The 20,369-nt window shown below is 51.4% G+C and carries 14 protein-coding genes and 1 riboswitch; all 14 genes read left to right on the top strand.

The window, feature by feature from the left end; genetic code table 11:
* A partial coding sequence (locus PUQ60_RS06775; protein WP_273418980.1) for a beta-L-arabinofuranosidase domain-containing protein occupies window positions 1-1,764 on the top strand: 1,764 nt, incomplete at its 5' end.
* A gap of 105 nt (window positions 1,765-1,869) precedes the next feature.
* Window positions 1,870-2,805 carry an ABC transporter permease gene (locus PUQ60_RS06780; RefSeq protein ID WP_022359124.1) on the top strand — a complete coding sequence of 312 codons (936 nt, stop codon included), beginning with the start codon at window positions 1,870-1,872 and terminating at the stop codon, window positions 2,803-2,805.
* An 11-nt stretch (window positions 2,806-2,816) separates the two neighbouring features.
* Window positions 2,817-3,941 carry an oligopeptide ABC transporter permease gene (opp3C, locus tag PUQ60_RS06785; RefSeq protein ID WP_022359123.1) on the top strand — a complete coding sequence of 375 codons (1,125 nt, stop codon included), beginning with the start codon at window positions 2,817-2,819 and terminating at the stop codon, window positions 3,939-3,941.
* An 11-nt stretch (window positions 3,942-3,952) separates the two neighbouring features.
* Window positions 3,953-5,032: an ABC transporter ATP-binding protein gene (locus tag PUQ60_RS06790; RefSeq protein ID WP_273379271.1), complete on the top strand. Its 1,080-nt coding sequence runs from the start codon at window positions 3,953-3,955 to the stop codon at window positions 5,030-5,032.
* On the top strand, window positions 5,029-5,967 hold the full coding sequence (locus PUQ60_RS06795) for an ATP-binding cassette domain-containing protein (RefSeq protein ID WP_022359121.1): 939 nt from the start codon (window positions 5,029-5,031) through the stop codon (window positions 5,965-5,967). The genes PUQ60_RS06790 and PUQ60_RS06795 overlap by 4 nt, the downstream gene beginning before the upstream one ends.
* Before the next feature lie 193 nt (window positions 5,968-6,160).
* Window positions 6,161-7,849, top strand: a complete 1,689-nt coding sequence (locus tag PUQ60_RS06800) for a peptide ABC transporter substrate-binding protein (protein ID WP_243022819.1) — start codon at window positions 6,161-6,163, stop codon at window positions 7,847-7,849.
* 257 nt (window positions 7,850-8,106) lie between these two features.
* Entirely contained in the window at window positions 8,107-8,814 is a 708-nt protein-coding gene (locus PUQ60_RS06805; RefSeq protein ID WP_273379268.1) for an FCD domain-containing protein, read from the top strand.
* 585 nt (window positions 8,815-9,399) lie between these two features.
* Window positions 9,400-9,519: riboswitch (molybdenum cofactor riboswitch) on the top strand.
* Between the two features lie 193 nt (window positions 9,520-9,712).
* Complete coding sequence (locus PUQ60_RS06810) at window positions 9,713-10,153, top strand: DVU_1555 family C-GCAxxG-C-C protein (RefSeq protein WP_118468960.1); 441 nt, start codon at window positions 9,713-9,715, stop codon at window positions 10,151-10,153.
* A gap of 85 nt (window positions 10,154-10,238) precedes the next feature.
* Window positions 10,239-13,160, top strand: a complete 2,922-nt coding sequence (locus PUQ60_RS06815; protein ID WP_022359117.1) for a molybdopterin cofactor-binding domain-containing protein — start codon at window positions 10,239-10,241, stop codon at window positions 13,158-13,160.
* Between the two features lie 513 nt (window positions 13,161-13,673).
* The gene (locus PUQ60_RS06820) at window positions 13,674-15,968 is read left to right on the top strand and encodes a pyridine nucleotide-disulfide oxidoreductase/dicluster-binding protein (protein WP_273379263.1); all 2,295 of its coding nucleotides are present in this window, start codon (window positions 13,674-13,676) and stop codon (window positions 15,966-15,968) included.
* Between the two features lie 5 nt (window positions 15,969-15,973).
* Complete coding sequence (locus PUQ60_RS06825; protein ID WP_022360474.1) at window positions 15,974-16,210, top strand: DVU_1557 family redox protein; 237 nt, start codon at window positions 15,974-15,976, stop codon at window positions 16,208-16,210.
* A 169-nt stretch (window positions 16,211-16,379) separates the two neighbouring features.
* The gene (gene trsS / locus PUQ60_RS06830; RefSeq protein WP_273379260.1) at window positions 16,380-17,915 is read left to right on the top strand and encodes a radical SAM (seleno)protein TrsS; all 1,536 of its coding nucleotides are present in this window, start codon (window positions 16,380-16,382) and stop codon (window positions 17,913-17,915) included.
* 29 nt (window positions 17,916-17,944) lie between these two features.
* Window positions 17,945-19,834, top strand: coding sequence for a DVU_1553 family AMP-dependent CoA ligase (locus tag PUQ60_RS06835; RefSeq protein ID WP_273379258.1), 1,890 nt, complete (start codon window positions 17,945-17,947; stop codon window positions 19,832-19,834).
* Window positions 19,835-19,964: 130 nt separating this feature from the next.
* The gene (locus tag PUQ60_RS06840) at window positions 19,965-20,366 is read left to right on the top strand and encodes a NifB/NifX family molybdenum-iron cluster-binding protein (protein ID WP_022360477.1); all 402 of its coding nucleotides are present in this window, start codon (window positions 19,965-19,967) and stop codon (window positions 20,364-20,366) included.
* Window positions 20,367-20,369: the final 3 nt, after the last annotated feature.

Raw genomic sequence — 20,369 nt, forward strand, 5'->3', positions numbered from 1 at the left:
GGAGATGAGAAAGGAACGTATTACGGGCGTGTATTTCAGGACAGCGACCTGGCGAAATGGCTGGAGGCGGTGGCGTACTCGCTGACCGTCGAGGCAAATCCAGAGCTGGAGGCGCGTGCCGATGCGATCATCGACCTGATCGGACGGGCGCAGCAGCCGGACGGCTACCTGGATACCTATTTCATTGCGGCGGAGCCGGAACATAAGTGGCAGAACCTGACGGACTGCCATGAGATGTACTGTGCCGGACATATGACGGAGGCAGGCGTCGCATACTATCAGGCGACGGGAAAGACGAAGCTTTTAGATATCTGTTGCAAGCTGTGCGATCATATCGATCGGCGGTTCGGACGGGAAGCAGGCAAAGTAACCGGCATTCCGGGACATGAGGAGATCGAGCTGGCGCTGATGCGGCTTTATCAGGCAACCGGGGAAGAGAGATACCGGAAGCTGGCGGCATATTTTATCGATGAGCGCGGACGGGATCCGGAGTTCTTCCATAAAGAAGCGGCGGCTAGAAGCTGGAGCCGCACCGATTACATGGACAAGCAGCCGCCGTCCTACATGCAGAACCACAAGCCGGTGCGTGAGCAGGATACGGTGGAAGGACACGCGGTCCGTTGTATGTATCTTCTGACGGCGGCGGCAAACCTGGCAGCGCAGAATCACGATGAGGCGCTGATGGCAGCCTGCCGGAAGATGTGGGACAACATGGTAGACCGGCGGATGTACATAACGGGTGGAATCGGTTCCACTTATTACGGCGAGGCATTTACCGTGGATTATGATTTGCCGAATGATACCGCTTACGCGGAAACGTGTGCGGCGGTGGGGGTCTGCTTCTTCGCGAAACAGATGCTGGAGGCGGATCCGGACGCGCGGTATGCAGATATTCTGGAGCGGGAGATTTACAACGGAACCATCAGCGGCATGCAGTTAGACGGAACGAAATTCTTTTATATCAATCAGCTTGAAGCCAATCCGGGCATGCCGACCAACGCATATGGCGAAGAAGAATACACACCGGAGCGGATCGGCTGGTATGACTGTGCATGCTGTCCTCCGAACCTGGCGCGTCTGATGACCTCACTTGGTTCCTATGTATGGTCTTCAAGTGAAGATACGATCTATTCCCACCTGTTTGTCGGGGGAACGGCTTCCTTTGAAACAGCGGGCGGCGTGAAGATAGCGCTTACATCGAAATATCCGTGGAACGGCTCCGTTACCTACACGGTAGAACCGGAGCAGGCGGGAGCAGAATTTACTTTGGCAGTCCGTTATCCGGGCTGGTGCCATCAGATGCAGGTGAAGGTCAATGGCATACCGGTTTCCGGGGCAGTCAAGACAGACAAGGGCTACTGGATGATCCAGAGAAGCTGGCAGCCTGGTGATACGGTTTCCTGCGAGATGGAGATGGAGCCGGAGCGGGTCTATGCACACCCGATGGTGCGGGCGGATGCCGGATGCGTGGCACTCAGACGCGGACCAATCATCTACACCTTTGAGGGCGTGGACAACGGAGAGGATCTTCAGACACTGCGGATTCCGCGGGAGGCGAAGATTGAAGCGCTTCCGTATCAGGCGGATCTGCTGGAAGGTATCGTGGCGCTGCGCGTGACGGGCTGCCGGAAGAAAGCGGCGGTTAATCCGGCGCTTTATGCAGAAGATGCGGCACCGGAAGACATGGTAACCCTGCAGGCAATTCCGTACTATGCATGGTGCAACCGCGGCATGACGCATATGCGCGTGTGGATGCAGGAATAGAGAGATAAAACCGTTTGTCTTATTTTATACTTCGGAGTTGAAAGAATATCCGGGCTATAAGAGAAGGAGAGAGACGTATTATATAAGAAAGAAGGGAGTACGGACATGAAGAAATATATCGGAAAACGTATCATGATTTCTCTTGTCACGCTTCTGATCATCATCCTGGTACTTTTTATGCTGCTGCAGCTGATGCCGGGATCTCCGTTCAACGATGAAAAGCTGACCGCGGATCAGATTGCGATGATGTCGAAGAAATATGGACTGGACAAACCGTTGATCGTACAGTTTTTCACGTATGTGAAGAACCTGCTGCAAGGCGATTTTGGTGTATCGTATGTTATCTCCAAGGATACCTCCATCTCGGTTCTGTTAAAGAACCGTGTGCCGGTCAGCTTTGGAATCGGACTGGAGGCAGTTTCCTTCGGTGCGGTAGTCGGACTGATTTTAGGTATTCTGGCAGCGCTCAAGAAAAATAGCTGGCTTGATACCATCTGTACTGTGATTTCAGTTCTGGGCGTCAGCCTTCCGTCCTATGTTTTTGCATTGGTTATGGCATATTTCATCGGCTACAAGGCACAGTGGCTGCCGCTTCTGTTTGACGGCAAGAAGTTCTTCGCATCGTCGATCATGCCGATGCTGGCGCTGTCGATGTTTACGGTAGCGACGGTGGCTCGATTTACGAGAACCTCCCTTCTGGAGGTGCTGGACAGCGACTACATGCTGCTTGCAGAGAGCAAGGGAATCACGGGACGCCCGCTTCTGGTGCGCCATGCACTTCGAAACGCGCTGATCCCGATCATTACGGTACTGGCGCCGCTGGTTGTCGATCTGATGATTGGTTCCCTGGTTATCGAGAAGATCTTCTCGATTCCGGGCATCGGAAGTTTAATGATTGCAGCGATTCAGTCCAACGATTACAACGTGACGATTTCGCTGGCATTTATCTACAGTGTCATGTACATTGTCCTGATGCTGGTGGTTGACGTCCTGTACGGAATTATCGACCCGAGAATCCGTCTGGCGAAGAAATCGGATTGAGAGGTGATGGCATGAAAAAACGGAGTGACGAAAAGACAGATGAGAAAATGACAGGCGGGGATGCGGCTTCCGTTCGGGAGCATGTGTTATCACCCGAAGAATATTTAAGCCAGATCGAATTTCTGGACGATGATTTTGAATTCCAGCACAAAGACGGCTTTGAACATGTCGATACAAACTTTGCAAGCCAGAGCTACTGGAAAGAGGCAATTGCACGGTTTAAGAAAAATAAGGGCGCAATGTTCAGCTTTGTCTGTATTCTGTTTCTGATTGTGATGGCGCTTGTCGGACCTCACATGAACCAGTTTACCTACGATCAGCAGATTATTACCAACCAGAACATGGCGCCGAGAGTGCCGGGGCTGGAAAATATGGGTATCTTAGATGGTTCTGAGACGATCCGTACATCTACCGGAAGCAAAGAAATCAACTATTATGAAAGCAACAGTCTGACCGATACCTACTATTGGTTTGGTTCCGATTCGCTGGGACGCGACCTCTGGACCAGGACCTGGAGCGGAACGCGGATCAGCCTCTATGTAGCGGTTCTGGCGGTATTCATCGACCTTGCGTTTGGTCTGACGTATGGACTTGTATCCGGATATTTCGGCGGAAAAGTCGATATGATCATGCAGCGTATCGTCGAGATACTAAACAGTATTCCGTACCTGATCACGGTTACCCTGCTTTTGTTAGTCATGAAACCGGGACTTATGTCCATCACGTTCGCCCTGATGTTTTCCGGGTGGCTGGGCATGAGCCGAATCGCCCGCGCGGAGGTCTTAAAGCTGAAAGAGCAGGAATATGTGCTTGCTTCCCGGACGCTGGGAGCAAAGAGTTTCCGCATTATTTTCAAAGAGATTTTACCAAATATTTTTGGTCCTCTGATTACACAGACGATGTTCTCGATCCCGCATGCGATCTTTACCGAGGCATTCTTAGCCTTTATTGGCCTGGGTGTGCCGGAGCCGATGGCTTCGCTGGGTTCCCTGATTTCGAGTGGATATCAGAACTTTACAAGCCATCCGTACATGATCGTGTTCCCGTTAATTGTCATGGGACTTCTGATGCTGTGCTTTAACATGCTGGCGGATGGTCTGCGTGATGCATTGGATCCGAAGATGAAGGATATGTAGGAGGAAATGGCATGGAGAAAAAAGAAGAAATTTTACGAGTGCGGAATCTGGACATTTCCTTCGAGACGACAGCCGGAGTGGTCAATGCCGTCCGGGGCGTCAACCTGACGGTAAACCGGGGCGAGACGGTTGCAATCGTTGGGGAATCCGGTTCCGGTAAATCGGTTTCTGCGAAGGCGATCATGGGAATCCTGGCAAAGAACGGAACGATCGACCGCGGACAGATCGCATTTTCATATTACCGTAACCCGGAGGAACGGGTCACCAGAGAAATTCTGCAGATGAAAAAAGAGGAAATCCGCCGCCATATCAACGGAAAACGGATCGCGATGGTTTTCCAGGATCCGATGACCTCCTTAAACCCGCTGATGCCGGTTGGGAAACAGATCATGGAAGGCATGATCTGGCATTACCATACACCGAAGGAAGAGGCATATAAGAAGGCGCTGGAGCTGATGAAGCTGGTCGGCATCACCGATGCGGAGAAGCGAATCAAAAACTATCCGCACCAGCTCTCCGGTGGTATGCGCCAGAGAATCGTCATTGCCATCGCACTGGCGTACGATCCGGAACTTTTAATCTGCGACGAGCCGACGACGGCGCTGGATGTTACGATTCAGTCGAAGATTCTGGAGCTGATTCAGGAGATTCAGAAAAAACGGCAGCTGTCGGTTATCTATATCACGCACGATCTGGGCGTCGTTGCGAAGGTTGCCGATTATGTCAACGTCATGTATGCAGGCAAGATCGTCGAGAGCGGCACGGTCGAGGATGTATTCTACGATCCGCGCCACCCGTACACATGGGGACTTCTCTCCGCGATGCCAGATCTGGGAACGGACGACGAACGTCTTTACACAATCCCGGGCAGCCCGCCAAACCTGCTTCACAAGGTAACGGGCGATGCGTTTGCACCGCGGAATAAATATGCGTTAAACATTGACAGTCGTCTGGAGCCGCCGATGTTCAAGATATCGGAGACACACAGCGCCGCGACATGGCTGCTGCATCCGAAGGCGCCGAAGGTCGATATGCCGCCGGAGCTTCAGGATCGAATTGAGAGAATGAAGAAAGAGGGGGGAATCGCATGAGTACAGTGACAGAGACAAACAAAAAGCCCCTTCTGGAAGTAAAAGGACTCAAGCAATACTTTCCGGTCAGCCGGAAATTTACCGTAAAAGCGGTTGAGGATGTCAGTTTTTATATCAATCCGGGCGAGACCTATGGTCTTGTGGGGGAATCCGGATCGGGAAAGACGACGATCGGGCGGGCGCTGATCCGCCTCTACGATCCGACCGCAGGACAAATTACCTTTGACGGAATGGATATTTCCGGAAAAATGAGCCGCCAGACAGAGGCGAGACTCAGAAGTGATATGCAGATGATTTTCCAGGATCCGATGGCATGTTTAAATCCGCGCCAGAAAGTAGCGGATATCATTGCACAGGGGCTGGATATCCATCACCGGTACCATTCCCAGAAAGAGCGGACCGAGATGGTGGCAGACATCCTCCACAAGGTAGGTCTGGCGCCGGAACATGCAAACCGGTACCCGCATCAGTTTTCCGGTGGTCAGCGGCAGCGTGTCGGCATCGCCCGGGCGCTTGTCATGAACCCGAAGCTGATCATTGCCGATGAGTGTATCTCGGCGCTCGATATGTCCATTCAGGCGCAGGTTGTCAACCTGATGAAGGACATCCAGGACGAGACGGGGCTTGCATATCTCTTCATCGCCCACGACCTCTCGATGGTTAAATATATTTCCGACCGCATCGGCGTTCTTCATCTGGGCTACCTTCTGGAGACGGGCACGACGGAGGAGATCTTCTCCCATCCGGTACATCCGTACACCCGAAGCCTGATTTCGGCGATCCCGAACCCGAACCCGGTGGTAGAGCGCAGCCGGATTGCACTGCACTATGATTATAAGACGAGCGGTCTGGATTACGGCGCAGGTACGATGCATCAGATTGAGGGCACACATTTTGTGCGCGGAACCGATGCAGATTTGGAAAAATGGGTGTAGATTTAAAAGAAAGCCGATGCATTCCGGCACAAAATCAACCATAATAAATGTGATAAAATGACCTGTTTAGCGGGTGATTTTATAGATGAGCCGAACCAGCAGACAACTGAGGATAGACAGCCGGGACCAGGAAATGCAGCATGAAACGGGAATGGTTTGGTTTTATTAAAAAAACAAAAAAGGAGGAAGTATTATGAAGCTAAGAAAAGTAATGGCGTGGACGCTGGCTTCTGCCATGTTTGCTGGACTTTTGGCAGGCTGCGGCGGCTCGACCCAGACAACAGAGACAGCAGCGGCTGAATCTGGAAGCGAAGAGGGCGGCAGCTCGGCTGAGGGCGGAAAGGTGCTTCGCTATCAGGCAAGCACTCTGGTAGACTCCCTGGATCCGGCACTTTCCAACGACTACACATCCAGTGGTGTTATCTCCCAGTTTATGATGGGTCTGATGACCAAGGATGAGTCAGGAGCTCCGGTTTACGGCGTGGCGGAGAGTGAGGAGAAGTCCGAGGATGGTCTGACCCTGACCTTCAAGATCCGTGACGACGCAAAATGGTCCAACGGCGATCCGGTAACGGCAAACGATTTCGTTTACGCATGGAGACGAGTAGCCGATCCGGCAACTGCAAGTGATTACCAGTTCTTTATCACAACTGCCTGCATCGCAAATGCAGAAGAGGTAACAACAGGTGAAAAACCGGTTGAGGAACTGGGTGTAGAGGCAGCGGACGATAAGACATTAGTCGTAACTTTAAGCTCCCCGTGTGCTATCTTTGATTACCTGATGGCATCCGGCGCATGCTTCCTGCCTTTAAATCAGAAATTTGTAGAGAGCTGCGGCGGCAACTTTGCAACTTCCGCAGACACCCTGTTAGCAGATGGCCCGTTCAAGGTATCTTCCTATGAGCCGTCTGCCATGAAGGTAGAATTAGTAAAGAATGATCAGTTCTTCGGTGCATCCGATGTGAAACTGGACGGCGTTGAGTTCTCGATCATTACCGACAGCCAGACAGCAGCCCTTTCCTTTGAGAATGGCGATCTGGACGTTGTAACCTTAAGCGGCAACCTGGTAGAGCAGTATGAGGATGATCCGAGATTCTCCACCAGAAGTGACGGTTACAACTGGTATCTGACCCCGAACATGAAGAAAGAAGGGCTTGACAATGTAAATATCCGTAAGGCACTGGCAAAATCGTATGACAAAGAAGCGATCACAACCCGTGTTCTGAAAGATGGTTCCACACCGATGGATTACTTCGTACCGCAGGGCCTTGCAACCAATGAAAAGGGCGAAGATTTCCGTGAGGCAGCAGGCAGCGCATACGACAGCTGGACCTACGATGTAGAGGCAGCAAAAGAGCTGTGGAAGACAGGCCTTAGCGAGCTTGGCAAAGATTCCTTATCCTTCACTTTAATGTGCGAAGATACTGATTCTGCACAGGCTGTTGCACAGTTCTTACAGAGCGAGTGGCAGAACAACCTGCCGGGTCTGACCATCGAACTTCAGGTACTTCCGAAGAAAGCCCGTCTGGAATACATGCAGAAAGGTGAATATGATATCGGTCTTACCCGCTGGGGTCCGGACTACGCAGATCCGATGACTGATCTGGATATGTGGATAACCGGCAGCTCCACCAACTACTCCCAGTTCTCTGATGCAGACTACGATGCAACCATCCAGTCCGCAAAGAAGGGCGATCTGGCACTCGACCAGGATGCTCGTTGGGAAGCTTTAGTTGGCTGTGAGAAGACGCTGGCAGATCAGTGTGTTCTGTTCCCGATTTACGGACAGTCTGTAGCCGTTATGACCAATCCGGATGTAAGCGGTATCCAGTACTACTCCGTAGGACTTCCTTATCTGTTCATCAATGTAGATAAAAAGTAATAAATAAAAACAGATGGATCAAAATCTGAAATGATTTTAGATTCGAAGCGGACCGCAGAGTGAGAAAATGTACCCTGCGGTTCGCTTTTTTTGTTATTTTATGGCATTTTCGCTGTCAAATTGCAGCCTGCTTGTAACGGTTCACAGGTAGGAATTTTCTGAACTGAAAATTCCGTACGATACAGTAAGGGATGATTTACACGAATCGGAAATGATGATACAATCATAGAAATAGTACAGAGTATTGAGGTGGAAAAATGGCAGGGAAAAAACGAAACAGCAGCTTTGAAATACTGACAGCCATGCAGGACTTAAACACCCCGGCGGGAGCACTCCAGCTGGCGCAGATCCTGCATCTTCCGTCCGCCAGCATCGGGCGGGAGCTTCTGGAGCTGGAGAAAGCAGGGCTGCTTGTCAAGGTGCAGAACAAGGGGCGGATCCTGACGCCGCAGGGCGAACGCTTTCTGGAAGAAGAACGGTCACGCCGGGAGAAGATGAAGGCGGCGAATGAGCTTATCGAGGCGGCGTCGATGGAGACAGAAAGCGGGCTGGAGGATATTCTTTTGGTGCGGAAACTCCTGGAGGGATATGCGGCGGAGGCATGTGCAGAGCAGATTGAGCCGAAGGGACTTCAGAAATTAAAAGATCTGCAGGCAGACTATCTCTATGCAATCCGCCATGGAAGGGCGGGAAGCGAGGAAGATCTGGCGTTCCATCTGAAGATCGCGCATCTCTCAGGCAGCCCGTCTATCCTGCGGATGTTAAAGCTCATCCTGACCGACCAGGACGCTTATGCGCGCTTCAATCAGGCAGCAGTCCGTTCTGACGAAGTCCGGGAAAATGAACACGAAAGCCTTCTGACAGCGATTGAAGCCGGAGACGGGGCGCTGGCGCGCCGGGAGATGGAGCGGCATCTGGAGCATGTAGGGGAGAACCTGCAGGCGTATTTTGCGGGGAGAAAGTAGGATTTGTACGGATTATAAATAAGAAAAAATTTATGCAAATCACATCTTCGATGCGGAAGCTGTATGTGCATGAATTCTGTTTTTAAATATGCTTGCGTTATCTGAAATAAAAAATAATGGTCTGCAGAATAAAATTTAAAACAGAAAAAGAAAATGAAAAAAAGATACTTAAAAATGTGAGGATTTATAGCGGATAAATAACAGATATTCATGTTTGATTATGAATCAAAAAGATATAAAATTCATATAAATGAAATTAAAGCGAACAAAATTCATGTTTAAACAAATAAAGATGAAAAATTATGAAAGAGTGAGGAGCGTTATTTTTTAAAAAAATACTCGATTAAATAGTGGAAAGGAAGAATACAAATCTTCAAATAATACAACATTTGAACGGAAGTTATGCTGAAATTCTGTAAGTAAACAGATATTACAAGGGTAAAATAGCATGTTGAAAATCCCGTATTGAGGTAAAATAAGGGGCGAACAAGTGTCTTGTCGATGTAAAAAATTTCAAAATTATGAAAAATGAGATTGACTTTCGATGAAAAGCAGAGTACCATAGAGGTATCAAAACCAAAATAGAAACAATCTGTTTTTCGAGCCGAAATTGCTAAGCGGGAAACCGTATGCAGTCAGGCCAATGGGTACATCTGGAAATGGAAGTGCCTTCCGCATTTGAAAAGAAAGAGAGATTCGCTTTACATCGATGGATACGGGAAGCTGTCAGGCTTCTTGTATAGATAGGGTATATATGTGCTGGCAGATAGGTATAGATATAGGTGTATCCATATCTATAGGTGCAGATGTATATACAAACTCGGATACGTTAGGCGGTACTGTCTTTTCAGAGGCGGTGCCGCTTTTCTTTTTGTGTTTCTAAGAACAGGAGGTGCGGATGGAGCCGGATATTAAAAAACTGAACCAGTTGCTTTTATCGGGAAGCTGCTGCAGTCAGGCACTTGTTTCGCTGGGACTTACCCTTAAGGGCGAGGAGAACCCGAGCCTTCTGAAGGCATCTGCATCACTTTGCCTGGGAGTCAGAAGCGGGCTGACCTGCGGAGCTTTGACCGGTGCGGCGATGATGATGGCGCTCTTTGAGCCGGAAGCGGCATACAGCGAGATGATACCGGAACTGGCAGACTGGTTTCAGGAAAACTATGGTGAAATCTATGGAGGAAGTGATTGCCGTTCGATTTTAGGAGATAACATGGCCAACAAGGCACTTCGGTGTCCCCAGGTGGTAGAGAATACCTACCGCAAGGCCAGAGAACTTCTGGAAGACTATGGCGTGGATCTGGCGGATCTGGCAGAGATGCTGGAAAACGCGGATGACTAAGGAATCGTAAGTGTTAGGTATGATGCGGAAGGATAGTCGGAAGCATCAGGGCTCTATTTATTTTAAAGAAGGAGGACTAAACAGCATGAAATTAAGAAAAATGATGTTGAACATCAACGGTGTGGATCGTATGTTTATGTGCGATCCGGAAAACGATAAACTGTCAGATGTTCTGCGCCGGATCGGTCTGACCGGTGTTAAGGTTGGATGTGGAACCGGTGTCTGCGGTTCATGTTCCATCATTCTGAACGGACAGGTAATCCGTTCCTGTACCAAGAAAATCAGCCAGGTAGAAGAGTATTCCAAGATTACCACCATCGAGGGTATCGGTACTCCGCAGCATCTGCATCCGTTACAGGTTGCATGGATGAACTGCGGTGCTGTACAGTGTGGTTTCTGTGTACCGGGCTTCATCGTTTCCGCATATGCTCTGTTAGAGCAGAACCCGGATCCGACCCGTGAAGAGGTTCGTGACTGGTTCCAGAAGACAAGAAACGTATGCCGTTGTACCGGATACAAACAGATTGTAGATGCAGTTATGGCTGCAGCTAAGGTTATGCGTGGCGAGTGCAGCATCGAAGATATCAAGTTCCACAATCCGGAAGATGGCAACTACTACGGAAAACCGGTTGTTCGTCAGGATGCACTTGGTAAAGTTTGTGGCCTGACCGACTACGGCGATGATCAGGCTCTTAAGATGCCGCAGGGCGTTTTATATGCAGCTATCGTTCAGCCGAAGGTTACCCATCATGCAAAGATTCTGGCTATCCATACTGAGGAAGCTGAGAAGATGCCGGGCGTTGTTAAGGTTATCACAGCAAAGGATCTTATCGCAGCAGGCGGAACTAACATCATGGCTGAGGGTCAGTTCCATGAGAGAAGTACTGTTATGACACCATCCCGTAAAGTTCTTCAGGATGAGAAGATCTATCGTTACGGTGATGTTATCGCTATGGTAGTAGCTCATACACATCGTCAGGCTCGTGCAGCAGCCGCTAAGGTTACGATGGAATACGAGCAGCTGCCAGAGTATCTGACATATCTGGATGCAGTTATGCCGGATGCTATCCGTATCCATGAGGATACTCCGAACATCTTCTGCGAGCAGCCGGTATTAAAGGGAGCAGGTCTGGAAGATGCAGAAGAGGTAAGAGACTTAATCGACAAAGCACCGCATGTAGTAGAAGGAAGCTTCTCCTCCTCCCGTGAGCCGCATCTTTCCATCGAGGGTTGTGTACTTCAGTCTTACTGGGGCGATGATGGCCTGCTGACCATTCAGTGTAAATCCCAGTGTGTATACTCCTCGATCGGACGTCTGGGTAACTGCCTTGGTGTACCGAAGGATAAATACCGTATCATCATGAACCCGACCGGCGCAAGCTTTGGATGGTCTACCAACGCAGGCGATATCGCACTGTGTGCAGCTTGTACCGTAGTTACCGGCGAGCCGGTATCCCTGTCCATGTCCTATGAAGAGCATCAGCACTTCAGCGGCAAACGCTGCCCGGCATACTCCAATGGCCGTCTGGCATGTGATAACGAAGGTAAGATCCTGGCTGCTGAGTTTGATATCGGTATGGACCACGGCGCTTACTCCTGGGGCGGTGACGACGTTATGACCAAACCGGCACGTTTCACCTTCTTCCCGTACAATGTACCGAACGTAGCAGGTCTGGTTCGTGTAGCCAACGTAAACCATGCATTTGGTACTGCTTACAGAAGCTACGGTTCTCCGCAGGCATATACACTCAGCGAGCCGCTGATGGATATGATGGCAGAAGAACTGGGCATGGATCCGTTCGAGTTCCGTTATAAGAATATCTGCCGTGAAGGCGATAAGAATATCAACAGCTATGTATATCCGCAGTATCCGATGGAGAAGATCATGGATACCATGCGTCCAATCTATGAGAAGGCAGTGGCTGATGCGAAAGCAGCTGACACACCGGAGAAGAGAAGAGGCGTTGGTATCGCATGGGGCGGCTTCAACGTTACTGAGGGCGGCGGCGACAGCGCTGAGGTTGCTCTTGAGCTTATGCCGGGCAACAAGATCCGCAAATACGACACATGGCATGCAATGGGCCAGGGTGCTACAACCGGTTCTCTGGTAGTAACACTGGAAGCTCTGAAAGAAATGCATCTGACACCAGAAGATATCCAGCTGATTCAGAATGATACCAAGACCTGTCCGGATACCGGTATGGCTGGTGCCAGCCGTTCCCTGTACATGGATGGTAATGCAACCATCATCGCAGCGAACAAGCTTCTGGCAGCTATGAGAAAAGAAGATGGTACCCTTCGTACCTATGATGAGATGAAGGCAGAAGGCATCGAGACCAAGTATCTTGGCCGTTACGAGACCAACACAACTCCGGGTCTGTGCCGTCTGGATCCGAATACCGGTATCGGCGACCCGACTCCGGCATTCACATACTGCCTGAACCTGGCAGAGGTTGAGGTTGATACTAAGACCGGTAAGACTACCGTTCTGAAATTCACCTGTGTTGACTTCGTTGGACGTATCGGTAATATCGATGCTGTTAACGGTCAGGCATACAGCGGTATCATGCATGGTATCGGCTTCGCTCTGAAAGAGGACTACGCAGACGTTAAGAAACATGCGAACATGTTTGGCGCTGGTACTTCCTACATCAAGGATGTTCCGGATGATATCAACCTGATTCATATCGATGGCGCTATCTCTGATGGTCCGTTCGGTTCTTCAGGTGCTTCTGAGGCATTCCAGGCATCTGGTCACTGTGCAGTTCTGAATGGTATCTACAATGCCTGCGGCGTACGTATCCATGAGATCCCGGCACTTCCGGAGAAGGTAAAAGCTGGTCTGGATGCAATCGCAAAGGGCGAGAAACCGTACGAGCCGAAGAAGTACTTCCTTGGTTCCGATATGTATGAGGAACTGGAGAACATCAAAGAGAATCCGGTACAGGTAGGAACCCAGAGCTTCTACGTATCCCTGGATGATCCGACGGCAGAGCGTCCGTTCTAATCCGATTCGGAAGAGGAATGCGTGGCTGCACATGAAGCGGGCAGCTGCGGCAAGGCGTATCGCGTGATTGTAAATAAGAATTAAATAAAAGCTGCTGCGAACCTGCAGAATCTATGTTTAGAGAGGTAGGTTTTGCAGCGGCTTTTTTGTAATAGGAAATTCCTTGGAACAATGATGCGTACTCATGTGAAGATGTAGGTTGTCGCAAGCGACCGCGCGAGACGCCTGAATGTGCCAAGACACATTCTTTTGTTATAGTGTATAATAAAAAGTATTAAAATGGGCTCCTGGAATTTTTACGTATCGATGGAGGACGGGATAAATGATTCTGGGAGAGGATAAATGGTTACTGTTCACGGGTAGGCACTTTTGGAACCGAAAGTGCCGTAAGAAAACGTGGTGGCAGCAGGAATTTGCCGTATTTAAATGCGAAGCCACGGCAAATTCCGTTACTGGGCACGTATGCGTGAACAGTAACGATAAATGCAGGAGAAAAGAAGGGAGGTCCGCCCTGTGAGCTATTTGGAAGATTTTGAGAAGACGCTGGCGGAGAAATGCCATCAGAACGAGCCGCCGTTCTGCCAGGCAGCCTGTCCGTTCCGGCTGGATATCAAGGGGCTGGAAGAAAAGTGGAAAAAGGGACGTTTCAACGCGGCGTACCGGACCTATCAGAATACGGTGGGATTTCCGGATATTGTGTCGAAGCTGTGCAGCCATCCGTGCGAGAAGGCATGTCTGCGTGCGAAGCTGGACGGGGGAATCGCGATCGGGCTTTTAGAGCGGGCGACTGTCGAGTACGCGAAGCGGAAGGCACCGAATGCGTATAACCTGCCGTCGAAAGGAAAAAAGATCGCGATCGTCGGAGGCGGTCTTTCGGGGCTTGGCTGTGCACTGCGTCTCTGCAATAAAAAGTACGAGGTAACGGTTTATGAGCGGGAAATGGTTCTGGGCGGTCAGGCGAGAAACCAGATGGATCCGGCGGAATTTGATGCGGAGATCGAGGCACAGTTCCAGTTTGAGGAATTTTCACGCCATCTCGGTGAAACGGTAACGGATCTGGAGGCACTCCGGGCGGACTATGATGCCGTGTATGTGGCAACTGGGGCAGACGGCGCGGACTTTGGTCTGGAAATGGACCCGGACGGCGCATTTGCAACCCGGACACCGGGCGTTTTCATTGGAGGTTCCCTGACGGGCGGCGACAGCATGAAAGCGCTGGCGGATGGGCTGGCGGTTTCACTTGCGATCGAACGGTATCTGAAAACGGGCGGCATGAATGAGCCATTTCGAAAGGAAGGGACACTTTTAAATCTTCAAACGAATGGGATCGAGCGTGCCGATCGGGTGGTTCCAGCAAACGGGGAATCGTATACGGAGGAAGAGGCGATGCAGGAGATCGCGCGCTGCCAGAAGTGTTCGTGTGATGCCTGTATGCGTGCCTGTGATCTGATGCGCCTGCATGAGAAAACACCGCGCCGCCTGTATGAAGAGGTTTACATAACAATTCATCCCGGCACGTTATCGCGCGATGGTACGTGGGCGACCAGACTGATCAGCACCTGCGATCACTGCGGGCTTTGCAAGGAAGTCTGTCCGCAGCATATCGATTTCAGCCAGTTTTTGCTTGACAGTATGCGGGCAATGCAAAAAAAAGGCGCGATGCCGTGGCCATTCCACGATTTCTGGCTGCGCGACATGGCATATGCCTCCGGAAAAGCGGGGCTTACGCGGAAACCGGAGAATGTTAAGAAGAGTTCCTATGCATTCTTTCCGGGATGTCAGCTCGCCGGTTCGGATCCGCGCTATGTGACGCGGACGTATGAGTGGCTGCGTTCCAAAAAGCCGGATGCGGCGATCTGGATGACCTGCTGTGGTGCGCCTGCCGAGTGGGCAGGCGAAGTGGACATCCACGCGGCACATCTGGAGGAAATGCGGCGGCAGTGGAGAGAGCTTGGCGAACCGACAGTGGTTTTAGCATGCCCGAACTGCCGGAAGATGTTTGAAGAATACCTGCCGGAGCTTCCGGTTGTCTTTCTGGCGGAAGTGATGGAAGAGTGGGGCGTGGAGAAAGATGCTGCTTTGGAACCGGACAATGCTGAAAAGGGTGAAATGGAAGCAGGAAGTGCCCAGCAAGCGCAGCCGTATGCCTTGTTTGATCCCTGCGCCAGCCGCTATTACCCGGAATTGCAGGAGAGTGTGCGGCATCTGGCGGATGCAGCAGGGATTACGTGGGAAAATCTGCCGTATGACGGGAAAAAGGCGCGCTGCTGCGGATACGGCGGGCATATCGGGATTGCTTCTCCGAGCCACACAAGCTATATGACAACTTCCCGTGCAAAAGAGGAGGAACTGCCGTATGTGACCTACTGCGTCAACTGCCGGGAGTCCTTTGCCGGACAGGGTAAGGAGGCGGTTCATATCCTCGACCTGTTGTTTGGGTTAAATGGCGCGGGGCGCCCGGCGGCGACGGTGACGGAGCGCTGGCACAACCGCCTGGCGGTGAAACGGGAACTGCTTAAGACGTACTGGAATGAGACGATCGAAGAGGAAACACATATGAAATTAGAAGTTGAGAAGGAGCTGGAACGCAAATTGTCAGCGAGCCAGATTTTGATTGAAGATATGGAACAGGTCATTGAACACTGTGAGCGGGAAGACCGCGGCATCATCGACCCGGAGACGGGACATCGGATCGGGCATCTGAAGATCCAGCATATGACCTACTGGGCAGAGTATGAGGTGCTGCCGGACGGCGGTTATAAGCTCTGGAATGGCTACAGCCACCGCATGAATCTGGAAGGAGAGTGATGAGTATGCCGACGATCGATGGAGGCGGAAGAGATCAGCGGATCAAAGAGGCGTTGGAGAAAAAAGTCATCTGCCGCCGGTGTCAGGTGGAGATGGTGCCGAAATCCACATTTTTTGACTATCTGGGGCACAATTTCCACACCGAGATCCTGTGCTGCCCGAAGTGCGGCGAGGTATATCTGCCGGAAGCGCTGGTAAAAGGGCGTATGGCGGATGTGGAGAGAGAGCTGGAAGATAAGTAGATAGTAGATATAAGTATGATTCATGAGAGATGCTTTTGGATCTGAAAAGGATAGGTGAGACAGGCTGGCTGCGGGGATTTGCCATGTGTGAACATGAGAACACAGCCCATTTGCGGCTGGCTGCATCATGGGAGAACTGTAATGAATTGAGATAAGGGGATGAAAGACGATGGTAATGAACTTACAGGACAGAGGTGTCCTGCCGGAAGAAATGCGCTATACATACAGTGTCTGCCCGGTCTGTTTAAAACGCATTCCGGCAAAGCGGGAAGAGCGGGACGGGCAGATATATCTGGTAAAAACCTGCCCGGAGCACGGGACATTTTCCAGTGTAATCTGGAGAAATAAGCGCAAGTTTGCCGACTGGCGCGGGGAACGTCCGGCGGTGGGAGAAAATGAAAATCTAAATTGCCCGGCGGGCTGCGGTCTGTGTGCGGAGCACAGGCGCGCCACCTGCTGTACCCTGCTGGAGATCACAGCGCGGTGCAATATGAACTGTACCTTCTGTTTTGCGGAGCCGGATGGGGCGCAGGATCCGTCCTTAGACACGGTAAAACGGTGGATCAACGATCTGACGGAGCCGGGAAAGACACTTTTGCAGCTTTCCGGCGGGGAACCGACAGTGCGGGACGATCTGCCGGAGATCGTGGCGTATGCGAAGCAGGTTGGCTGTAAATATGTGCAGTTAAACAGCAACGGTCTGCGCCTGGCGGAGGACGAGGCGTTTATAAAGCGTCTGGCGGATGCGGGACTTTCGTTTGTATTTATGCAGTTTGACGGCGTGGACGATGCCGTATATGAAAAACTGCGCCGCCGCCCGATGCTGGAAGTGAAAAAACGGGCGATCGAGCAGTGCGGCCGGTATGGAATCGGCGTGACGCTTGTTCCGGTCATTGTTCCGGGCGTCAATACGGAGCAGATCGGGGACATCATCCGGTTTGCCATTCAGCGGTCGCCGTATGTGCGCGGCGTGCATTTCCAGCCGGTCAGCTATTTTGGACGTATCCCGGAGCTTCCGGCGGATGATGACCGCTATACGCTGGATGAGCTTCTGGAGGCGGTTGTCAGCCAGAGCGGCGGGCTTATCAAAGAGGAACAGATCGCGCCATCCTGCTGCGATCACCCGATGTGTGGGTTCCACGGGGATTTCATCGTGATGCCTGGGGATAAATTGATGCCGCTGACAAATTATAGTGGAAAAACCGAGACAGAACCGGAGGGCGAAGGCTGCTGCTGCGGTCCGGATCCGGCGGAGAAGAACCGAGAATTTGTCGGACGCCGCTGGGAACGGCGCGATTTGGAAGAGACCTGCTGCTGCGGGGAAAAAGAGCCAGAGAGAGAGGCTTGCTGCTGTGGCGGAACTCAGCCCGAACCAGGAAGCTGCTGCTGTGGCGAAACTCAGCCCGAACCAGGAAGCTGCTGCTGTGGCGGAACTCAGCCCGAACCAGGAAGCTGCTGCTGTGGCGAAACTCAGCCCGAACCAGAGTCCTGCTGCTGTGAAGAAGAATCAGTTGACATAACAAATATGGAGGACTTCTTAAAGCGTGCAAAAAGCCACGGCTTCACGATCACATCCATGGCGTTTCAGGATGCCGGAAATCTCGATATCGAGCGCCTGCGCCAGTGCAGCCTGCATGTGTATAAAGACGGGAAGAAGATTCCGTTCTGTGCATACTACTTGTCTCCGATGGAAAGAGGCAGATAATAGAAGCGCAGAAAGGAGAGGTGCAAAAAATGGATACAAATGAGTGCAGTCTCTGCCGACCGGGCGGATTTGCGCTGACGAGGCAGATGTTCCAGTTTGCGGGAATTGAGATACCGGAGGCGGGAGCGGCAGAGACGGAGTCTACAGACCCTGCAGTGCCGCTTCGCGTCATCGACATCGGCTGCGGAACCGGCGGCACGATGCGATGGCTTTCTGAGCATTTCCCAGACTGGCAGATTTCCGGCCTGGATAAGAATCCGGATGTGCATGAACCTGGCTGGATAGAGACTGGATGTGCGGAGAAACTGCCATATCCAGATCAGACGGCAGATATCATTCTGATGGAGTGCAGTTGTTCCAAGGCTGCGGAACCGGCGGCGGCGCTCCGGGAGGTGTACCGGGTGTTAAAACCGGAAGGATGGCTTTTGATGAGCGATATGTATGCCCGGAAGAAGGAGCTTTTCTTAGACGGGATGCTGGGACGGCTGGAGTCTGCTAAAACAATCCGTGACCGGCTGGCGGAGGCGGGATTTGTGCTTGCAAAGATGCAGGACGCGTCGGGAACATTGGCGGAGTGGATCGGGCAGCAGATCTTCGATGGAAATCTGGAATTCGTCTGCGCGGCGCTGGGGGCGGAACGGAAGATTTTAAAAGAAGCGGGCTGCGGTTATTTTATTGCGGCGGCGCAGCCGTCCGGGTTATGGCGGACACTTTCGTATGTAAAGGAGAAAAGTCCATTTTATCAGAAGAAATTTACATCCGTCTGGGGACAGCTTGGGAAAATGGCAGGTTCCGATGTACGGCTCGCGCCGGATTCGTTTTCATGGGCGGATTTCCGGGCACTTCCCCTCACAACCCCGGAGGAACTGAAAGCGGAGCCGGAAACATTTTTATGTGTTCCAGCCAAGGAGATCGCGCGGATCATCACGCTGAAAACCTCCGGCAGTACAGGGGCGCCGAAGCGCCTGTTTTTTACCGAAGACGATCTGATGCAGACGGCGGATTTCTTTGAAACAGGGATGCAGTACATGGTAAAGCCGGGCGATCGGGTCACGGTTTATATGGAAGGACCTGGATTTTTTTCGATTGGAGGACTTTTAAAAGAAGGATTGGGGCGCATTCAGGTGGAGACGAAGGTTCATGGACTGATTCACGATATGGAAGCGGCAGCGCGGGACGGCGAGGGGGCAGACTGCCTGATCGGTGTCCCAAGCCAGATGTATGCGCTGGCAGCCCATGCGCCGGGACTCCGCCCGAAAACAGTGCTTTTAAGTGCTGATTATGTGCCGGTCAGCGTGCAGCGTTTTTTGGAAAAAACATGGAACTGCCGGGTCTTTACACACTGGGGGATGACGGAAACGGGTTACGGCGGCGGCGTACAGTGTGGGGCGCGTGCGGGTTACCATCTGCGGGATCGGGACCTTTTGATTGAGATTCTGGATCCGGAGACGGGACAGCCGGTTCCGGAAGGGCAATACGGCGAGCTGGTTCTGACAACGCTTCGGCGGCGGGGAATGCCGCTTGTGCGCTATCGGACCGGCGATCTGGGGCGGATGATTGCAGAACCGTGTGCCTGCGGATGTTTAAAGCCTAGACTTGATAAGGTTGAGGGACGGCTGGATGACAGCGTCCGGCTGTCCGGCGGCAAAGTACTTTCCATGCACATATTAGATGAGCTTTTATTTGCCCTGGATGAGGTGGAAGATTTTCAGGCATCTTACAATGCGGTGCAGAAGCATCTGACGGTGGCTGTTATGAAGAAGGCGGGTTATGCAGATGCGGTAGGAAGCAGAGTGAAAAATGTCAAAGCAGCATTAACGGAATACTTTGGGAACTGCCTGACCGTCGCGGTGATAGAAAAAGAAATTTCCCCATACATCGGTTCGGGAAAAAGACGGCTGATCATCGAGGAAAAATGAAAAATGAGTGGTAAAATTCAATATCATGAAAAACTTGACGATAAGTTTTAATTGCAGTATCATAAAATTAAAAATAATCGAGAAATTTTGAAAAAAATCAGTAAAATTTGACAAGAACAAGGAGAAAAAAATGAACATAGCGATTGCATCGGAGACAGAGGAGATCGACGGACTGGTACCGGCGACTTTTAAGGAGAGTCCGTTTTTGATGATTATTGACGCGGACAAGAACCAGATTTTCCATGTCTATGGAAAACAGGATCCGGACAATCTGGTATTTGCGAAGAAGGTGGTAGAACATGACTGTGAGGCAGTCATCTGCGGACCGATCGAGAAAGAACCGTTTGAGATACTGGTAAAAGCGGGCGTGACCCGTTATCTGGGAAGCGGGCATACGGTTCAGAAGGCATATAGCTATATGAACCGTTATAAACTGGAGCTGATCCGCGACTACATCGGCGGACCGGGACCATTTGGACACAGCCATGATTTCAGCTGCGAGTGTGGGGAAGAAGAGGAACACGAGCACTAGGAA

This window comes from Clostridium sp. AF02-29 (assembly GCF_934835585.1).
Classification (GTDB): Bacteria; Bacillota; Clostridia; order Lachnospirales; family Lachnospiraceae; genus Otoolea; species Otoolea fessa.